The 18,041-nt window shown below is 60.5% G+C and carries 13 protein-coding genes, 1 pseudogene and 1 riboswitch; of the genes and pseudogenes, 7 read left to right on the top strand and 7 right to left on the bottom strand.

The genetic code is table 11. The features are described 5' to 3' along the window. Positions 1 to 20 precede the first annotated feature (20 nt). Positions 21 to 764, bottom strand: a complete 744-nt coding sequence (locus TMS3_RS26060; protein WP_407691628.1) for a methyl-accepting chemotaxis protein — start codon at positions 762 to 764, stop codon at positions 21 to 23. Positions 765 to 875: 111 nt separating this feature from the next. Continuing rightward, positions 876 to 1,079: pseudogene (locus TMS3_RS26055) on the bottom strand (HAMP domain-containing protein); the annotation flags it as partial. Positions 1,080 to 2,339: 1,260 nt separating this feature from the next. Between TMS3_RS26055 and TMS3_RS18195 the strand changes: the two are divergent. Further along, positions 2,340 to 3,161, top strand: a complete 822-nt coding sequence (locus TMS3_RS18195; protein WP_025166723.1) for a M48 family metallopeptidase — start codon at positions 2,340 to 2,342, stop codon at positions 3,159 to 3,161. An 82-nt stretch (positions 3,162 to 3,243) separates the two neighbouring features. After that, entirely contained in the window at positions 3,244 to 4,233 is a 990-nt protein-coding gene (locus TMS3_RS18190; RefSeq protein WP_025166722.1) for an NAD-dependent epimerase/dehydratase family protein, read from the top strand. Positions 4,234 to 4,248: 15 nt separating this feature from the next. Here TMS3_RS18190 and TMS3_RS18185 read toward each other — a convergent pair whose 3' ends face one another. The 4 genes from TMS3_RS18185 to TMS3_RS18170 form a co-directional block, all read right to left on the bottom strand. After that, positions 4,249 to 4,692, bottom strand: coding sequence for a ketosteroid isomerase-related protein (locus tag TMS3_RS18185; RefSeq protein WP_025166721.1), 444 nt, complete (start codon positions 4,690 to 4,692; stop codon positions 4,249 to 4,251). 111 nt (positions 4,693 to 4,803) lie between these two features. Beyond that, on the bottom strand, positions 4,804 to 5,385 hold the full coding sequence (locus tag TMS3_RS18180) for a TMEM165/GDT1 family protein (protein ID WP_200929718.1): 582 nt from the start codon (positions 5,383 to 5,385) through the stop codon (positions 4,804 to 4,806). Positions 5,386 to 5,482: 97 nt separating this feature from the next. Beyond that, a riboswitch (yybP-ykoY riboswitch) is annotated at positions 5,483 to 5,649 on the bottom strand. Positions 5,650 to 5,686: 37 nt separating this feature from the next. Beyond that, complete coding sequence (locus TMS3_RS18175; RefSeq protein ID WP_025166719.1) at positions 5,687 to 6,685, bottom strand: class I SAM-dependent methyltransferase; 999 nt, start codon at positions 6,683 to 6,685, stop codon at positions 5,687 to 5,689. A 27-nt stretch (positions 6,686 to 6,712) separates the two neighbouring features. Further along, complete coding sequence (locus TMS3_RS18170) at positions 6,713 to 7,678, bottom strand: 2-hydroxyacid dehydrogenase (RefSeq protein ID WP_025166718.1); 966 nt, start codon at positions 7,676 to 7,678, stop codon at positions 6,713 to 6,715. Between the two features lie 79 nt (positions 7,679 to 7,757). Between TMS3_RS18170 and TMS3_RS18165 the strand changes: the two genes are divergently transcribed. Next, positions 7,758 to 8,387, top strand: a complete 630-nt coding sequence (locus TMS3_RS18165; protein ID WP_025166717.1) for a LysE family translocator — start codon at positions 7,758 to 7,760, stop codon at positions 8,385 to 8,387. 58 nt (positions 8,388 to 8,445) lie between these two features. On the opposite strand, the gene TMS3_RS18160 is transcribed toward TMS3_RS18165, so the two are convergent. Next, positions 8,446 to 9,621, bottom strand: coding sequence for an acetyl-CoA C-acyltransferase (locus TMS3_RS18160; RefSeq protein WP_025166716.1), 1,176 nt, complete (start codon positions 9,619 to 9,621; stop codon positions 8,446 to 8,448). Positions 9,622 to 9,815: 194 nt separating this feature from the next. On the opposite strand from TMS3_RS18160, the gene TMS3_RS18155 reads away from it, so the two are divergent. The 4 genes from TMS3_RS18155 (at position 9,816) to TMS3_RS18140 (ending at position 17,995) form a co-directional block, all read left to right on the top strand. Further along, positions 9,816 to 11,498 carry a fatty acid--CoA ligase gene (locus TMS3_RS18155; RefSeq protein ID WP_025166715.1) on the top strand — a complete coding sequence of 561 codons (1,683 nt, stop codon included), beginning with the start codon at positions 9,816 to 9,818 and terminating at the stop codon, positions 11,496 to 11,498. 230 nt (positions 11,499 to 11,728) lie between these two features. Further along, on the top strand, positions 11,729 to 13,621 hold the full coding sequence (locus TMS3_RS18150) for a DUF1302 domain-containing protein (RefSeq protein WP_025166714.1): 1,893 nt from the start codon (positions 11,729 to 11,731) through the stop codon (positions 13,619 to 13,621). A 31-nt stretch (positions 13,622 to 13,652) separates the two neighbouring features. Next, a complete protein-coding gene (locus tag TMS3_RS18145; RefSeq protein ID WP_025166713.1) occupies positions 13,653 to 15,020 on the top strand; it encodes a DUF1329 domain-containing protein in 1,368 nt (455 codons plus the stop codon). A 233-nt stretch (positions 15,021 to 15,253) separates the two neighbouring features. After that, positions 15,254 to 17,995 carry a LuxR C-terminal-related transcriptional regulator gene (locus TMS3_RS18140; protein WP_025166712.1) on the top strand — a complete coding sequence of 914 codons (2,742 nt, stop codon included), beginning with the start codon at positions 15,254 to 15,256 and terminating at the stop codon, positions 17,993 to 17,995. Positions 17,996 to 18,041: the final 46 nt, after the last annotated feature.

The following is an 18,041-nucleotide window of genomic DNA, read 5'->3' as shown; positions in this document are numbered from 1 at the left end:
ACGGGCGCCTGCCGCCGCGTCTAGACTTTGAACTGGTTGATCAGCCGCCGCTGCTGCTCGGCGAGCTGGGTCAGTTCGGCACTGGCTCGACTGGCTTCGTCGGCGCCACCGGCCACCTCGTTGGCCACCTGGCCGATGTTGGTGACGTTGCGATTGATGTCCTCGGCCACTGCGCTTTGCTCTTCGGCGGCACTGGCGATTTGGGTGTTCATATCATTGATCACCGAAACGGCCTGGGTGATTTCCTCTAGCGCCTGGGCGGCTTGGGCGGCCTGCTTGACGCTGTCATCGGTCTTGCTCTGGCTCTCTTCCATGACCTTCACTACTTCACGGGTGCCGTGTTGCAATTGCTGGATCATGCTCTGAATTTCTTCTGTGGCCTGCTGGGTTTTTTGCGCCAGATTGCGCACCTCATCGGCCACCACGGCAAATCCGCGGCCCTGTTCCCCAGCCCGTGCCGCCTCGATGGCCGCGTTGAGCGCAAGTAGGTTGGTCTGTTCGGCGATGCCGCGGATAGCCACCAGGATGGCGTTGATGTTCTCGCTGTCCTTGGCCAGGGTCTGCACCACGCTCACCGCTCGGCCAATTTCGCCGGCAAGGGCGGTAATGGAGTGAGCGCTGTTGTTGACAATGGTCTTGCCCTGATTGGCTGCCTGGTCGGCATGGTTGGCGGCTTCGGCAGCGTGGGTGGCGTTGCGCGCAACATCCTGGGCCGTGGCGGTCATCTCGTGCACGGCGGTGGCCACCTGGTCGATTTCCGCCATCTGCTTCTGTACGCCCTGATTGGTGCGGATGGCAATGTCGGCGGTGTGCCCGGATGAGTCACTGACCTGCTGCACCGAGATAACAACCTGGCTGATCATCGCCTGCAGTTTGCTGAGAAAGGTATTGAAACCGGTGGCGATAGCGCCGAGTTCATCGCTGCGATCGCTGTTGAGTCGGCGGGTCAGGTCGCCTTCGCCCTGGGCGATATCGTCGAGCATGCTGACCATCTGCTTGAGCGGCCGTGCAATGCCGTGACCGACGAACCACACCACCAGCAGGCCGATGCCGGCAATCAGCAACCCGACGAGGGCCATGCCGAGGGTGTCGGTGTCGCGTTGCTGGCCCAGGTCGTTCTGCATCGCATGCAGCTCGGCCATCACCGTGTTCAGCGGCAGTCGCAGCATCAGGGTCCAGCGCGCATCGGTGTTGCCGATGGCGAAGCTCTGTAGCAGCTGAATGTGGCTGGCGGCGGGATCATCCATGAGCTGCACGTCATAACGGCTCTGGCCCGGCTGCAGGCCTTGCAGCTTGGCCATGGCGTCGGCATCGAACAGCTCGCTGGCCGGTTCACCGAGCTTGTCCGGTGCCTGGGTCGAGGCCACCAGGCGACCGTTGTGGGCAATCAGCGTCAGTTCGCCAGCACCGTCATAGAGCTTTTGGTCGGCGGCGAGCAGCAGATCCTGAATGAAGTTTACCGACAGGTCGGCGCCGGCGATCCCGCGGAACTGACCGTCGACCAGAATGGGCGTGGTGAAGGAGGCCAGCATGACCATCTTGCCGCCGACGTCGTAGGGCGCCGGATCGATGGCGCAGGGACGCTTGCGTTCCTTCGGGCACAGGTAGTACTCGCCTTCGCGCACGCCGGTGGGCAGCAGCTTGTCGCTCTCCATGAAGCCGATGACGTCCAGCGCCAGGCTGCCATCGGCGTTGCGGAACCACCAGGGCGTGAAGCGCCCGGTCGAGTCGTTGCCGCCGGCCAGGTCGCTGGTATAGAAACGGTCGTTGCCATCGAAGGCGTTGGGTTCCCAACCCAGGTAACTGCCGAGCAGCTTGGGATTCTGCGCGGTGGTTTCGCGGACCAGATTGAACAGCTCTTCGCGGCTCAGCGACAGCAGGCGCCCGCCGTCGGCAGCTTGCATGCCAACCAGGGCGTTGACCCGCGCCAAGTCGGCGGTCACCTGCAAGGGTAGTTCCAGCTCACGCTGTATCTGCAGCACCTGGGCATCGGCCAAGGCCGTCAGGCGTTGCTCGATGACCTGTTCGAGCTGCGCCTGGGTGCGCTGTTGAACCAGTTCCTGGGTGCGGGCTCCGGCAAACAGGGCATAGAGTACCAGTGCCGCGACTACGGCTAGTACGCTGGCACCAGCCAGTGCTGCCACAGAAAACTGAATGGATCTGAATTTCATGGAGACTCCAAGCTCACGGGGAAGCGCTTGTCCCAAGTCGGCAGCGCAGAAAAAAACTGAAAGTATTGTGCGAAATGCGTGCGCCCGGTGTCTGTCTAGATGCGACGCGGTTGCCGGTCATTCCCGCGCGGCCGTAGCATAGCGGGCTCTAATCTGTGGAGAAGCATCATGGCCAAGCCTTTATACCTATGTGGACTGACTGCGGCCCTGCTGCTGGCCGGCTGTCAGGCCGTGAACACCACCAGCGGCGGTACTGTGGGCGTGGAGCGCAAGCAGTATATGTTCAGCATGCTGTCGACCCAGGAAGTCAATCAGATGTACGCGCAGTCCTACCAGCAGACGCTGGGTGAGGCCTCGAGCAAGGGCAAGCTGGATAAGACCAGCACCAATGCCAAGCGTCTACGCAACATTGCCGATCGCCTGATCAAGCAAGCGCCGCTGTTTCGTCCCGACGCCGCGCAGTGGCAGTGGGAGGTCAACCTGATCGATAGCCCCGAGTTGAACGCCAACTGCGGCCCAGGCGGCAAGATCATTTTCTACAGTGGCCTGATCGAGAAACTGAAACTGAGCGATGATGAGATCGCCGCGGTGATGGGCCATGAAATCGCCCACGCGCTGCGCGAGCATAGCCGCGAAGCGATGTCCAAGGCCTACGGTGTCGGTCTGGCTAAACAGGGTGCCGGCGCCTTGCTGGGACTGGGTGAGGATACTCTGGGGCTGGCCGATGCCGCCGTAGAGTACGGCATGACCCTGCCGAACAGCCGTGGCAACGAGAACGAGGCCGATGTGATTGGCCTGGAACTGGCCGCTCGCGCCGGCTACAACCCGAATGCGGCAGTCAGCCTGTGGCAGAAGATGGCCCAGGCCAGTGAGGGCGCTCCGCCGGAGTTCATGAGCACGCACCCTTCGTCGAGCAGTCGGATCGCTTCCTTGCAGGCGACTATCCCGAAAGTCATGCCGCTTTACGAACAGGCTAAAGCCTCGCGCTGATAGCGCCGCTTCACGAACCGCCCAGCGCTCGAGTTTGCAGCCGAGGGTTGGGCGTTTTGCTTTTTTCGCGCAAGGAGTCGCTGTGAAGATTGCCGTGCTCGGTGCTACCGGCTTGCTTGGCCACCATGCGGCCCGCGCTATCAAGGCGGCGGGCCACCAGTTGCTGTTGATCCATCGACCCTCCTCGCGTATCGAACGGCTCGGCTATCTCGACGCCGAGAGCCACGCCACAGGGTTGTTCGACCAAGCCGGACTCAGCCGAGCGTTACGGGGCATCGATGGGGTGATTTTCTGCGCAGGCCATTACCCGACCCGGCCACGGCGTTGGCAGGAAGAGGTAGCCAGTGCGCTGGATCAGACCAATCACTTCTATGCCGCCTGTCTGGCCGCCGAGGTGCCGCGCATTCTCTATGTCGGTGCGGCGATCGCTTTACCGCGTCATCCGCAGGGCTTGCCGGGACACGAAGGCTTGTTCTACGAGGGCATGCCGCGCTGGCGCAATCCTTACCTGTTGTGCAAATGGGCGCTGGATGAGCAGGCGCGGGAGCAGGCCCGCAATGGCCTACCGGTGGTGATTGGGATTCCTGGGATGACCCTGGGCGAGTTCGATGTCGGCCCCAGCACAGGACGGCTGGTTACTGCTATCGCCAGCGGTGCGATGCGCCGTTATGTGCCGGGGCCGCGTAACTGGATAGACGCCGCAGAAGCGGGGCGCGGATTGCTGCTGGCGTTGCTGAAGGGCCGCGCTGGCGAGCGTTATCTGCTCACCGGCGAAAATATCCAGTTGGCCGAGTTGACCGCGCGAATCGCCGCGCAGTTGGGTGTTGGTGCACCTAAGCCTATACCCTTGAGTCTGGCCAAGGGCGCGGCGCTAGTGGGGCGCTTGCGTTATCGCTTGAGCGGACGCTTGCCGCTGCTGGACGACACGGCGATTGCGGTGATGGCTGGTGGGCAGTTCCTCGACGGCAGCAAAGCGCGCCAGGAGTTGGGGTTTGTGGCCGAGCAATCACTGGATGTCACATTGGCGCGGACGATCCAGTGGTTTCGCGAGAATGGCTATATCGGCAGGTAGAAGTTCGTTGCCCGCCTACGGAAGGGCTATTTCCGCGAACCGACGGGTCTCCAGGCCAAGCTGGGCGCGAAAGCTTTCCATGTCGAACATGGTGCAGAGCTCCTGAATCTCGTTGCGCGGGGTCAGCGTCCAGAAGGCCATCGCCGAAATGCTCATCACCTTGTCGCTTGGCGGATAACCCAGGGCGGGCTTCTCGATGGTGCCGATCAGGGTGCTCCAGGTGACCACTTTGTTGCCTTCGGCGATGCAATCCTCGATCACCACCTCGAGGTCCGGCATGGCGTCGCGGATGTCCTGCACCATCAGGGCGAAGGCAGCGCTGTTCAGCGGTCGACCGATAAATGAGCTCTTGTAGAGAAAGTCCTTGCTGTGCAGTTGTTCCACCAACGCCAAACGACCCTTGTTCCATGACAGGTCAATGTGCTGGCGCACCAGTTTTTTGCGATCATCCAATGACATAAAGGTTCTTTCCATGACTGCTGAAAAATGAGCAAAAGCTTGCGCACTTTATCAGCAGTTTCGCTCTTATCACATGGGTCTAAGAGTCGATCTATGTGGTCGCTTTGGTCGTCAAGCAAGCCCGCTTAATTTCAAGGCCTGGTAGCCCGCATACAGCGCCAAGGCGGCGAAAGCGCTGGCCGCCAGGCGACGAATCAGGGTCAGGGGTAGGCGCTCGGCGGCGAAATTTCCCGCCAACACCACCGGTACGTTGGCGATCAGCATGCCCAGTGTGGTACCGATCACTACCCAGAGCAGGTGTGGGTACTGCGCGGCCAACACCACTGTGGCGACCTGGGTCTTGTCGCCCATCTCGGCAATGAAGAAGGCGACCAGGGTGGTGAGGAATGGACCATAGCGCTTGAGCCTGGTGTTTTCATCGTCGTCCAACTGGTCGGGAATCAGGGTCCACAGCGCCACCGCGACGAAACTGGCGGTGAGCATCCAGCTGAGCGTGGCGGGAGAAAATAAGCTGGCCACCCAGTTACCGGCAGCTGCGGCGACGAAGTGGTTGGCCAGGGTGGCCACCACAATGCCGCCGATGATCGGCCAGGGCCTACGAAAGCGCGCGGCCAGCAGCAGGGCAAGCAGTTGGGTCTTGTCGCCGATTTCGGCCAGCGCAACGATCAGGGTGGGGACGAACAGGGATTCCAGCATCAGGCTTCCTAACGGGGCGGGTCGATATGGCCATGACAGATGACACGTACGACCTTCCCGCCCCGGGTGAGGTGTGCGTGTCATAGGTCTGGTCAAACCCTGTGCAGATTATTGCTAACCACGGCTGGCGTTGGCAGCACATCTGCAGCCCGGCTAAGCGGGCCTTGGGTCGCACGCGCCATGATCGGTTGATCAAGTATGTTGACGCGTGCCGGGCGAGCGACTGGCGCTCGCGGGAGACTACTCCCCTAGGACGGGCGCATTCTGCCCAAGCGCACTGGCTTGAGCAAGCCTGCGCTTAGCCTTTGTTCGCCTGGTAGATGCGGAAACCCTTGGCTTCGGCCAGGGTCTGGCAGGGGCCGAGGTGCTGTTCGATCAGCGGCGGGTATTTCAGGAAACTGTTGGCGACCAAGCGTAATTGGCCGTTGCGCTGCAGGTGCTCGGTCGCCTGGCGCAACAGGTTTTCCGTGGCCTGATAGTGGGTGTGCACGCCCTGGTGGAACGGCGGGTTACTCAGAATGGCGCTCAGCTCCGTGGGGGCGGCGGCAATCCCGTCGCCACTGATCACCTCGGCTCGCAAGTCATTGGCGGCCAGGGTCAGGCGACTGCTGGCCGCGGCGAAGGCATCGACATCCAGAAGGGTGACCTGGCTATCCGGGTAGCGACGCTTGAGCACCGCGCCGAGCACTCCGGCACCGCAGCCAAAATCCAACAGGTGCCCGCTTGGCAAGTTATCCAGGTGCTCCAGGAGCAGGGCGCTGCCGCTATCCAGACGACCATGGCTGAAGACACCTGGCAGGCTGACGATGGTCAGTGGGCCATCGCCCAGCTCCAGCGAGTAGCGCTGGGCCAGAGCCTCTAGGTCAGGTGTTGGCGGCGCCTGTTCCACCCGTGCCTGCCAAAGCTGGCAGTGCCTCGCACTATCGAGTTTGCCTGTGCGGCCGAACGCGGACAGTTGCTTGGCCGCGCGCTCGATACCGGCACGTTTTTCGCCGACCAGAAACAGCTCGCGGCCGTCCAGTTGTGCGGCCAGGGCGCTCAGCAGGTAATCGGTAAGCTCCCGGGATTTCGGCAGGAACAGCACCGCCGCGTCGAACTCCACGTTGGGCGGAGTGACGCCAAAGTGACTGCGCCCGGAAAAACGACTGGCCAGCGCGACCTGATCGCCGGCGTGCCAGCTCCAGCCATGGGCGTTAGGCAGGTGCCCGAGCAGATCGTCGGCCGGTAGACCGGCCAGCAACAGCGGGCCAGCGAACAGTTCGGCCTGGCGCAGCAGTACTTCGCTTCGCGGGTCCATGAATGCTCCTCGAAAAAGGCGCGCAGCTTAGCCGACTACACGGCGCGGTGCACCGCTGAAGAACGCCTGGGCGTTCTCCAGCAGTTGGCCGACGATCCGTTGCCGCGCCTCGCGGCTGCCCCAGGCGCTGTGCGGGGTGACAATCAGTCGTGGGATATCGTTGGCCAGCAAGGGATTACCGCTTTTCGGCGGTTCCTGGGTCAGCACGTCGGTGGCTGCGCCGCCCAAATGGCCACGGCGCAGCGCGGCGGCCAGGGCCTGTTCGTTGACCAGACCACCGCGTGCGGTGTTGATCAGGAAGGCGCCGGGTTTCATCAGGTTCAGCTCATCCTCGCCAATCAGATCCCGGGTGGCGTCGTTCAACGGGCAATGCAGAGTCAGGGCATCGACCTGCGGTAACAGCTCGTCCAGTGGCACGCGGTCCGGGCGCGGCTGGCGTCCCGGCAACTGACCGAGTAGCACGCGCATGCCGAAAGCCTCGGCCAGGGTGGCCACCGCGCCACCCAGCTCGCCATGACCCAGCAGGCCGAGGGTCTTGCCTTCCAGTTCGACGATGGGGAAGTCCAGCAGGCAGAATTGTTGCGCCTGCTGCCAGCGCCCGGCGCGCACGGCAGTCTGATAGTCGGGCAGGCGGGTAGCCAGGGCGAGCAGCAGCATCAGGGTGTGCTGCGCCACCGACGGGGTGCCGTAGCCCTGGCAATTGCAGACAGTCACGCCATGTTCGCGGGCGCCGGCGAGGTCGATATTATTGGTACCGGTGGCGGCAACCAGGACCAGTTTCAGCTCCGGGCAGGCGGCAAAGGTCTCGGCATCTAGTGGCACCTTGTTGCTGATCGCAACATGGGCGCCCTGCAGGCGTTCTATGACCTGCCCGGGAGTGCTTTGTCCATGCAGGCGCAGTTCGGCAAAGCACTGCTTGAGCGGCGTCAGGTCGAGGTCGCCCAGATCGAGTGAGCTGTGGTCGAGAAATACCGCAAGGCTACTATTGCTCATCAGCTGTACCTTTCATTGCCGGGTGGGGAGGGCGTATGGTTGCGAGCCTACCAGACCCACTTTATGCCACGGAGGCCCCGTGTACTGGACAGAGTTTTTTACTGTTGCGTTGATTCATTTGCTAGCAGTGGCCAGCCCCGGTCCGGATTTCGCCATCGTGGTGCGCGAAAGTGTGGGCTTCGGCCGGCGTGCCGGCATGTTTACCGCGCTGGGCGTTGGCGTCGGCATCTTCGTGCATGTGGCGTATTCGCTGCTCGGTATTGGGCTGATCGTGTCGCAATCTATCGTGCTGTTCAATGCGCTGAAGTGGCTGGCCGCCGCTTACCTGTTGTATATCGGTATCCGCGCATTGCGTGCCAAACCGGCTGATCCTGCGAGCGCCGAGCTGAGCCTGGCGAAGGGGACACGCTCGCCGCGCGCCGCCTTTGTCACCGGCTTTGTCACCAATGGTTTGAATCCCAAGGCGACCCTGTTTTTCCTGTCACTGTTCACTGTGGTGATCGATCCACACACCCCTTTGATGGTGCAGGCCGGTTACGGGGTGTATCTGGCGTTGGCTACGGCGCTGTGGTTTTGTCTGGTGGCATTGTTGTTCAGTCAGCAGCGGGTGCGCGCCGGCTTTGCCCGGCTCGGCCACTGGTTCGACCGACTGATGGGCGGGGTGCTGGTCGCGCTGGGTATCAAGCTGGCATTCAGCGAATTGCGCTGAGCATGCGCCGTTAATGAAAACCCCCGCACTTGGCGGGGGTTTTTAGTCTTGCTGAGTGTTAAAGCAGCTCGATAGCCACTGCGGTGGCTTCTCCGCCGCCGATGCACAACGCAGCAATGCCGCGTTTGCCCCCGGTGTTCTGCAGGGCGTTGATCAGGGTGAGGATGATCCGTGAGCCGGTCGAGCCGACGGGGTGGCCCTGGGCGCAGGCGCCGCCATAGATGTTGACCTTGGCATGGTCGAGGTTGTGTTCGCGCATGGCCAGCATGGTGACCATGGCAAAGGCCTCGTTGATTTCGAACAGGTCGACCTGATTTTTGTTCCAGCCGGTTTTCTGCAGCAGGTTGCTGATGGCGCCAACCGGGGCGAGGGTGAACTCGCTCGGGTCCTGGCTCTGAGTGGCATGGCCGACGACCTTGGCCAGTGCTTTGAGGCCGCGCTTGCTGGCCTCTTCGGCAGTCATCAGAACCAGTGCGGAGGCACCATCGGAGATCGAACTGGCATTGGCGGCGGTGATGCTGCCGTCTTTGCGGAACGCCGGTTTCAGACTGGGGATCTTCTCCAGATTCGCGTTCAGCGGCTGCTCGTCGTCCTTTACCAGCACCTCGCCTTTGCGGGTGGTGATAGTGAGCGGAACGATCTCGGCAGCCAGCGACCCAGCGGCGATGGCCGCTTGGGCTCGCTTCAGCGACTCGATGGCATAGGCATCCATGGCTTCGCGGGTGATGCCATAGTGGTCCGCGGTGTCCTGGGCGAATGAGCCCATCAGACGGCCGCTACGGGCATCCTCAAGGCCGTCGAGGAACATGTGGTCTTTGATTTCGCCGTGCCCCATGCGCAGGCCCGTGCGGGCTTTTTCGATGATGTAGGGGGCGTTGGACATGCTTTCCATGCCGCCGGCGACCATTATCGAGTTAGTCCCGGCCTTGAGCAGATCGTGAGCCAGCATTACCGCCTTCATCCCCGAACCACAGAGCTTGTTGATCGTGGTGCAGCCGGTCGCGCTGGGCAGGCCGGCGTTCAATGCCGCCTGGCGCGCCGGGCCTTGCTTGAGGCCGGCAGGCAGTACACAGCCCATGATGACTTCCTGTACTTCGGCGCCTTGAATACCTGCGCGGCTGACTGCTTCGCGGATGGCGGCAGCGCCCAGTTCGACAGCCGGTACGCTGGCCAGGCTGCCTTGAAAACCACCCATCGGGGTGCGGGCGCCACTGACGATGACGATATCGGACATTGCAGTTACCTCTATAAGTGTTCTGACTCAATCTATGGTTGATCACGACCAGCTGACCCACCAGATTCTACCGTGTGACTTAAGGTGGCTAAAGAGTCACGCTGGAAATCATTCTTTTGACTGATTTGTAGACCAGTCAGGCGCTCTAGAGTCGTTGTCATCGGAAAACAATATTTCAGCAGACAGGTGCCCTTATGTTGCCAACTCGAATTATCCCGCCCACGGCCAGCGCCCACCCATATCCCTTGCTGATCAAGAGCTTGCTGCTGTCTGGCGGGCGCTACGAAAAAACCCGTGAAATCGTCTACCGCGACCGTGTGCGCTACAGCTATGCGACCTTCAATGAGCGGGTGGCGCGATTGGCCAACGTACTCTCTGCTGCGGGCGTCAAGGCGGGCGACACCGTGGCGGTGATGGACTGGGACAGTCACCGTTACCTCGAATGCATGTTCGCCATTCCCATGCTCGGCGCGGTGTTGCACACCATCAATATCCGCCTGTCACCCGAGCAGATTCTCTACACCATGAACCATGCCGAAGATAAGTTCGTGCTGGTCAACAGCGAGTTCGTGCCGCTGTATAACGGCATCGCCAGCCAACTGACCACGGTCGAGAAAACCCTGCTGCTGACCGATGAGGAGAAGAAGGGCGCGGATTTGCCCGCGTTGGTTGGTGAGTATGAGCAACTGCTGGCAGCGGCTAGCCCACACTATGACTTTGCCGACTTCGATGAGAATTCGGTGGCTACCACCTTCTACACCACAGGCACCACGGGTAACCCCAAGGGTGTCTACTTCACCCATCGGCAACTGGTGCTGCACACCCTGTCCATGGCCACCACTATGGGGAGCCTGGATAGCATCCGCCTGCTCGGCAGCGACGACGTGTATATGCCGATCACCCCCATGTTCCACGTGCATGCCTGGGGTGTGCCTTATGTCGCGACCCTGTTGGGGATCAAGCAGGTGTACCCGGGGCGTTACGAACCGGAGCTGTTGGTGCAGCTTATCGAGCAGGAAAAGGTCACGTTCTCCCACTGTGTGCCGACCATTCTGCAAATGCTGATGAATACACCAAGTGCGCAAGGTCGTGATTTCGGCGGCATGAAGATGATCATCGGCGGCAGTGCGCTGAATCGCACGCTATACGACACCGCCAAAGCGCGCGGCATTCAGCTGACCGCGGCTTACGGCATGTCGGAAACCTGTCCACTGATTTCCTGTGCCTACATCAACGAGGAACTGCTTGCCGGTAGCGAGGATGAACGCATCACCTACCGCATCAAGGCCGGTGTGCCGGTGCCGCTGGTCGAGGCGGCGATCATGGATGCCGACGGCAAGATTCTTCCGGCGAATGGCGAGGCGCAAGGCGAGCTGGTGTTACGAGCGCCCTGGCTGACGCAGGGCTATTTCCGCGAACCGGAAAAAGGCCAAGAGCTCTGGGCGCATGGCTGGATGCATACCGGCGACGTGGCCACCATCGATGGCATGGGATTTATCGACATTCGCGACCGCATCAAGGACGTGATCAAGACCGGCGGCGAGTGGATTTCGTCGCTGGAGCTCGAGGACTTGATCAGCCGGCATCCGGCCGTGCGCGAAGTGGCTGTGGTGGGCGTGGTTGATCCGCAGTGGGGTGAGCGGCCATTTGCTTTGTTGGTTCTACATGCTGATCAGACGTTGGATGCCAAGGGGCTCAAGGAGCATCTCAAACCTTACGTCGAACAGGGTCACATCAATAAGTGGGCCATCCCCACGCAGATCGCCCTTGTTACGGAAATTCCCAAGACCAGTGTCGGCAAGCTGGATAAGAAACGTATTCGCGTGGATATCGCCCAGTGGCAAGCGGCTGGCAGTGCGTTTCTATCTACGCTGTAGACCCCGGCAGTAGCACCTCACGAAAGTGACTACTCAGTCAAACAAGCGTTTGGCTTGCTAATTGCTGCTTTCCAGCCATTCTTGGCTTGTCACGGATCGGACTAGTCCGCCGAAACCGGTGAGCCAGAGTGCCTGGGGCTGCAAATCACACTTTCGAGGGATCAAGCAGTACCACCCGCTGGTTATAGTCCGCACCATCACATAACAAAAAAGCACATGGAGTAGCGTCGATGACTACAAGAAACCAATCGTTCTGGCGCCTGGCGAAACTGCCACTGGCCGTCAGCCTCGCATCCACTCTCGCCGCTCCGGCGTTCGGCGTGACCTTCAATATCGGCGAGATCGAAGGTCAGTTCGACTCATCGCTGTCCGTAGGGGCTAGCTGGTCAGTGCGCGGGGCGGATCCAGACCTGATCGGTAGCAATAACGGCGGCGATGGCCTGTCGCAGACCACCGATGACAGTCGCCAGAACTTCAAGAAGGGCGAGACCTTCTCGAAGATTTTCAAGGGTATTCATGACCTCGAACTGAAGTACGGTGATACCGGTGTGTTCGTGCGCGGCAAGTACTGGTATGACTTCGAACTGAAAGACGAGAGCCGTCTGTTCAAGGATATCGACGATCACAATCGCAAAGAGGGCGCACAAGCTTCAGGTGCACAACTGCTCGATGCCTTCGTCTATCACAACTATGACATCGCCGGTCAGCCAGGTTCCGTGCGCCTAGGCAAGCAGGTGGTGAGCTGGGGTGAGAGTACCTTCATCCGTAACAGCATCAATGAAATCAACCCGGTCGATGTTTCGGCATTCCGTCGTCCTGGCGCGGAGATCAAGGAAGGCCTGATCCCGGTCAATATGTTCTATGTGTCGCAGAGCCTGACCGATAATTTGTCGGCTGAGTTTTTCTATCAGCTGGAGTGGGATCAGACCGTTGTCGACAACTGCGGCACCTTCTTTGCTCAGCCGGACATCATCGCCGATGGTTGCACCGACAATCTGCGGGTCTTGAGCAATAATCCGGCTGCCGGGGCAGGCACTAATGCTGCTCTTGTCGGTTTGTTTGGTCGCCCAGACTTAGTGATTGATCAGAATAGTGAAGGTGTCTTGGTTCGTCGTACGGGTGATCGAGATGCGCGTGACAGCGGTCAGTGGGGCTCGGCGTTCCGTTACTTCTCGGAGGAGTTGGATACTGAGTTCGGCGCTTACTTCATGAACTATCACAGCCGTACCCCTGCGTTCAGTGCTGCAGGGCCAGCCGCTGATGTTTATGGCGTTGCCGGAGCGTTGGGCGCCGCCGCGCCGCTGGTTGTTGCAGGCAACTCGAGCTACTTCCTTGAGTACCCTGAAGATATCCGCCTGTACGGGTTGAGTTTCTCCACCACATTGCCTACTGGCACCGCGTGGAGTGGTGAGGTCAGCTACCGTCCCAACGCTCCGGTGCTGTTGAATACCACCGATATCCTGTTTGCCGGTGTGGGGCCGCTGGGTGGTCTGTTCGGTAATGCTTCCTTAATTGATGCTCAGCCCGGTGACGAAGTTAACGGTTATCGCCGTAAAGAAATCACCCAGTTCCAGACCACCTTTACCCACTTCTTTGACCGTGTCATGGGGGCTGACCGCCTGACTCTGGTTGGTGAGGTTGGGGTTGTTCATGTGGGCGGCTTGGAGAACTCGCGTGACCTGCGTTATGGCCGTGACCCGGTATATGGTCCTGGTCCGTTGCCTGCTACCCAAGTTGGTCCAAACGCCTTTATCAATACTTGCAGTACGCTCAACGGCTCTACTCTAGGCACTGCCAGCAGAGAGAACCAATCGAAGTACTGCGAAGATGACGGCTTCGTCACCAGCACTTCCTGGGGCTACCGTGCCCGTGCCATCTGGGACTACAACAGCGCCATTGCCGGTATCAACCTGCGTCCTAGTGTTTCCTGGTCGCATGACGTTGATGGCTATGGCCCGAACGGCTTGTTCAATGAAGGCGCCAAAGCTGTCAGCCTCGGCCTTGATGCCGAATACCAGAACACCTACACCGCTGGCCTGTCCTACACCGATTTCTTCGGTGGCAAGTACAACACGTCGATCGACCGCGACTTCGTTGCACTCAGCTTCGGTATGAACTTCTAAGCGGCCAGGAATTTTGAGGAAGACTATGTCCATGAAAACAACAAAGAGTCTGTTGCAAACCGGCGCCCTGACCCTGTCACTGCTGGCTTGCAGTGTCATGGCGGCAGTATCGCCAGATGAAGCTGCCAAGCTGGGAACTACCCTGACGCCAGTCGGCGCCGAGATGGCGGGTAATGCCGATGGCTCTATCCCGGCCTGGACCGGCGGCCTGCCGACCAACGCAGGCGCCGTCGATGGCGCGGGGTTCCTGGCGGACCCGTTCGCCAATGAGCAGCCACTGTTCACCATCACCGCGCAGAACATGGATCAGTACAAGGACAAGTTGACCCCCGGTCAGCAGGCGATGTTCAAGCGCTATCCGGACAGCTACAAGATCCCGGTATATCCAACCCATCGTTCGGCCACTCTGCCGGATAATGTCCTGGCCGCGACCAAGAACAACGCGGTCAACACCAAGCTGGTAGAGGGTGGCAACGGTCTGCAGAACTTCGACCAAGCCAACCCGTTCCCGATTCCTAAGGATGGTCTGGAAGCGATCTGGAACCACATTACCCGCTATCGCGGCGGCAGCGTACGGCGCCTGGTGACCCAGGCCACTCCGCAGGCCAATGGCTCTTACAGCATGGTGTACTTCCAGGACGAGTTCACCTTCCGCGCCAACCTGACCGACTTCGAGCCGGGCAAGGAAAGCAACGTACTGTTCTACTTCAAGCAACGCGTCACCGCGCCGTCGCGTCTGGCCGGTAACGTATTGCTGGTGCATGAAACCCTGAACCAGGTGAAGGAGCCACGCCTGGCCTGGCTGTACAACGCCGGTCAGCGCCGTGTGCGCCGTGCCCCGCAGGTGTCCTATGACGGTCCGGGTACTGCGGCCGATGGTCTACGTACCTCTGACAACTTCGACCTGTACAACGGCTCGCCGGACCGCTACGAGTGGAAGCTCAATGGCAAGAAGGAGATCTACATCCCTTACAACGCCTACAAGCTGGACTCGCCGAAGCTGAAGTATGACGAGGTGATCAAGGCCGGCCATATCAACCAGGACCTGACCCGTTACGAGCTGCACCGGGTATGGCACGTGACCGGAACCCTGAAGTCCGGCGAGCGTCACATCTATGCCAAGCGTGACTTCTACCTCGATGAGGATACTTGGCAAGCTGCCGAGGTCGATCACTACGATGGTCGCGGTACGCTGTGGCGCGTGGCTGAAGCGCATGCTCAGTACTACTACGACAAGAAAGTACCTTGGTATACCGTGGAAACGCTGTATGACCTGTTGTCCGGTCGTTATCTGGCACTGGGTATGAAGAACGAAGAGAAGCAAGCCTACGATTTCACCTATAAGGCCGCTTCTTCGGACTACACTCCGGCGGCTCTGCGTCAGGCTGGCGTGCGCTAACTTCGCACTCAGTGCATACAAGCCGGCCTTCGGGCCGGCTTTTTATTGTCTGCGATTTGAGTGGTGGTGGGGCTATGCGTGCACAGCAACTCTGGCAGAGCAGCAAGTGTGTCCTTGGTGATTGCAACGAATTGTTAAGGCGCTGCCTCGGGGGCTTCAAATGCCGAGCCTAAGGGGCTAGGCTGCGGTTCATTCGTACACCCTGCTGGCTAACTCTTCCAAGAATCCGGGTGATGACTGAACTGTCCCTTCTACATGGTTTTTCTGCTCCTACAGCGCCGCTGACCGATGTGCGCTTTTTTCGTCCGCCACTACCGAGCGGTTACGTGCGACGACCGCGTTTATGCGAGCAGCTGGCGGTTGGTTTGTCTGGGCGTTTGCTGCTGCTGAGTGCGCCGGCAGGTTTTGGCAAGAGCTCCTTGGCGATCGAGTTCTGTGAAAGCTTGCCGGACGAGTGGCGGAGCCTGTGGCTTGGGTTGAGCGTTCGCGACAATGATCCAGGGCGTTTTCTGGAGCGCTTGTTGAATGGTTTGCGGCGGTGTTTTCCGGGGCTGGGCGCCGAAGCATTTGGCCTGCTGAAGTTGCGTCAACGACATCAGCCTTTCGCTTTCGAAGAGTGGCTGGATGGTCTGCTCGATGAGCTGGCGCTGCGACTCGATCCCGCTAAACCCGTGTTGTTGGTGCTCGACGATTACCACCTGGCTCAGGGTGCGGTACTGGATCGCTGCTTACAGTTTTTTCTCAATCACTTGCCAGACGGTTTGCTGTTACTGGTGACCAGTCGTCAGCGTCCAGACTGGCACCTGGCACGTCTGCGACTGTCGCGACAGTTGTTGGAGCTGCATGAGCAAGACCTGCGGCTGACTACAGAGGAAACCCGCGAGCTGTTGCTGAGCCAGGGCACGCAGTTGTCCTCGGAAATCTTGACCAGCCTGCTGCAACGCAGTGAGGGCTGGGTGGCCGGCCTGCGTTTGTGGTTACTGACGGCCGCCGAGACGGGAGGGGCCGAAGGCTTTGCGCATGCACCGCATGGCGCCGAAGGCCTGATCCGCGACTACCTGCTGGAGGAAGTGATCGAGTGTCAGCCGGCAGAGGTGCAGGCGTTCCTCTATGAGACCGCCTGCCAGGAGCGCTTTTGTGCCGAGCTATGCGATGCGCTACGTGAGGCTCACGACAGTGCGGCGATTCTCGCTCACTTGCAGGCGCACCAGGTGTTTCTGGTCCCGCTCGATGAACAGGGACAATGGTTCCGCTACCATCACTTGTTTTCCGATTTGCTGCGTGCGCGATCCGCACCGGGCCTGGAGTTACCGTCCGCCAGTTTGCACCTCAGGGCCTGCCGCTGGTTCAACGCCCAAGGCTTGCTGGATGAAGCCATCGAACAAGCACTGCTGGCCGGTCAGCCGGATGTAGCCGCTAATCTGGTGCAGAATTTGTCCGAGGAACAGTTGCTGGCTGAACAGAATGTCGCCATGTTGCTGCGCTGGAAGATGGACTTGCCGGACAGTCTGCTGGCCAGCACGCCGCGACTGGTGGTGCTGTATAGCTGGGCGTTGGCGTTGGCTTGTCAGTTGGATGCGGCGGAGGAGTTGGCTGCTCAGTTGGGCCGTTTCCTGCCTGCGCCCTCGGCTCTCCAGCAGCAATCCCTCTTGGCCCAGTGGTTGGCCGTGAGCGGAGTGATTGCCCGTGGTCGCGGGGAGAGCCAGCGTGCGCAGCAATACTGTGCTGAAGCGTTGGCTGGGCTGCCGCTGGAGCGTTATGGCCAACGCTTGATGTGCCTGTCGACCCTGGCGAACCTGGCCATCGTGCAGGGTGACCTCTGGCGCGCGCGGGGCCTCAATCGAGAGGCCTTGGAGTTGGCACAGCGGGTTGGGAATCCGTTGTTTGAGGCCTTGGCGCATTACGACCGTGCGCGTACGTTGCAGGCACGTGGTGAGGTCTTGCGTGCCCTTGATGAGGTCCGCCAGGGACTGGATCGACTGCGTGGGTTGCCACCGCAACGATACTACGCGATGCGGGCGCGCTTGACCCTGTATGAGGGGGTTCTGCTGACGCTGCGCCTGCAGCCTGAGAATGCCCGCGTGTGTTTGCGCGCCGGGATCGCCGAGGCACGTGCTTGTCGCGATATCAGCCTGCTGATTGGCTACGGGGTCTTGGCCAGCCTGGAGGGGCGCAGTGGGCGAGTCGCCGAGGCTTTCGCCCAGCTGGCCGAAGCCGAACGGCTGATGCATATCTGGGATGTGCCGCCGGTCTACTATTTGGCGATCATCACCCTGGTTAAATGCGACTTGTGGCTGATGCAGGGGCAAGTCGAACTGGCAGACGCCTGGCTGGCACGCCTGGCCGAGACTTACAACGGCGAGCAGGCTGCTGCGGCGCCGGAATTTCATCCGCAATTACCGCTGCATATCGAGTTGCAACGCGCTGCATTGGAGCGCATTCAGGGGCAACTGCCGGAAGCCGAGCGTCGTTTGCGCGCGCTCAGCCTGCGTGCACAAACCACTGGCGGGCAGTTGTTGGGAGTGGTTGCCCAGGTTCAGTTGACCTTGTTGCTACGGGTGAATGGACGCGAACGTGAGGCGCAGCAGCAGTTGGGCAGCAGCCTGCAAGCAGCCGCTGGCGGTGGTTTGCTGCCATTCGAAGAGTTACTCGAACATCAGCCTGACTGGGTGCGCGAGCAACTGTTGCTGCGGCCCGAGTGTCCGCTGCGCGAAGCCTTGCTCGCGGTGCTGCCTGGGCCTGTGAGCGAGTCGCCGAGCCTGAGCCATAGTGCCCCGGTCGAGGCGTTGAGTTCGCGGGAGATGGCGGTGTTGCAGTTGATCGCCCAGGGGTGTTCTAACCAGGAAGTCAGCGACCACTTGTTTATCTCCCTGCATACAGTGAAAACCCACGCTCGGCATATCAACAGTAAGCTGGGTGTCGGGCGCCGCACGCAAGCGGTAGCGCGAGCCAAGGACTTGGGGTTGCTGAGTTGAATCGACCGTCGTTGGCCAGGGAAATCCCGGCCTTGACTCTGGCTTT

This window comes from Pseudomonas taeanensis MS-3, from assembly GCF_000498575.2.
Lineage (GTDB): Bacteria > Pseudomonadota > Gammaproteobacteria > Pseudomonadales > Pseudomonadaceae > Aquipseudomonas > Aquipseudomonas taeanensis.
The sequence above is the reverse complement of the archived record's forward strand: the minus strand, read 5'-3'. Positions and strand labels throughout refer to the sequence as shown.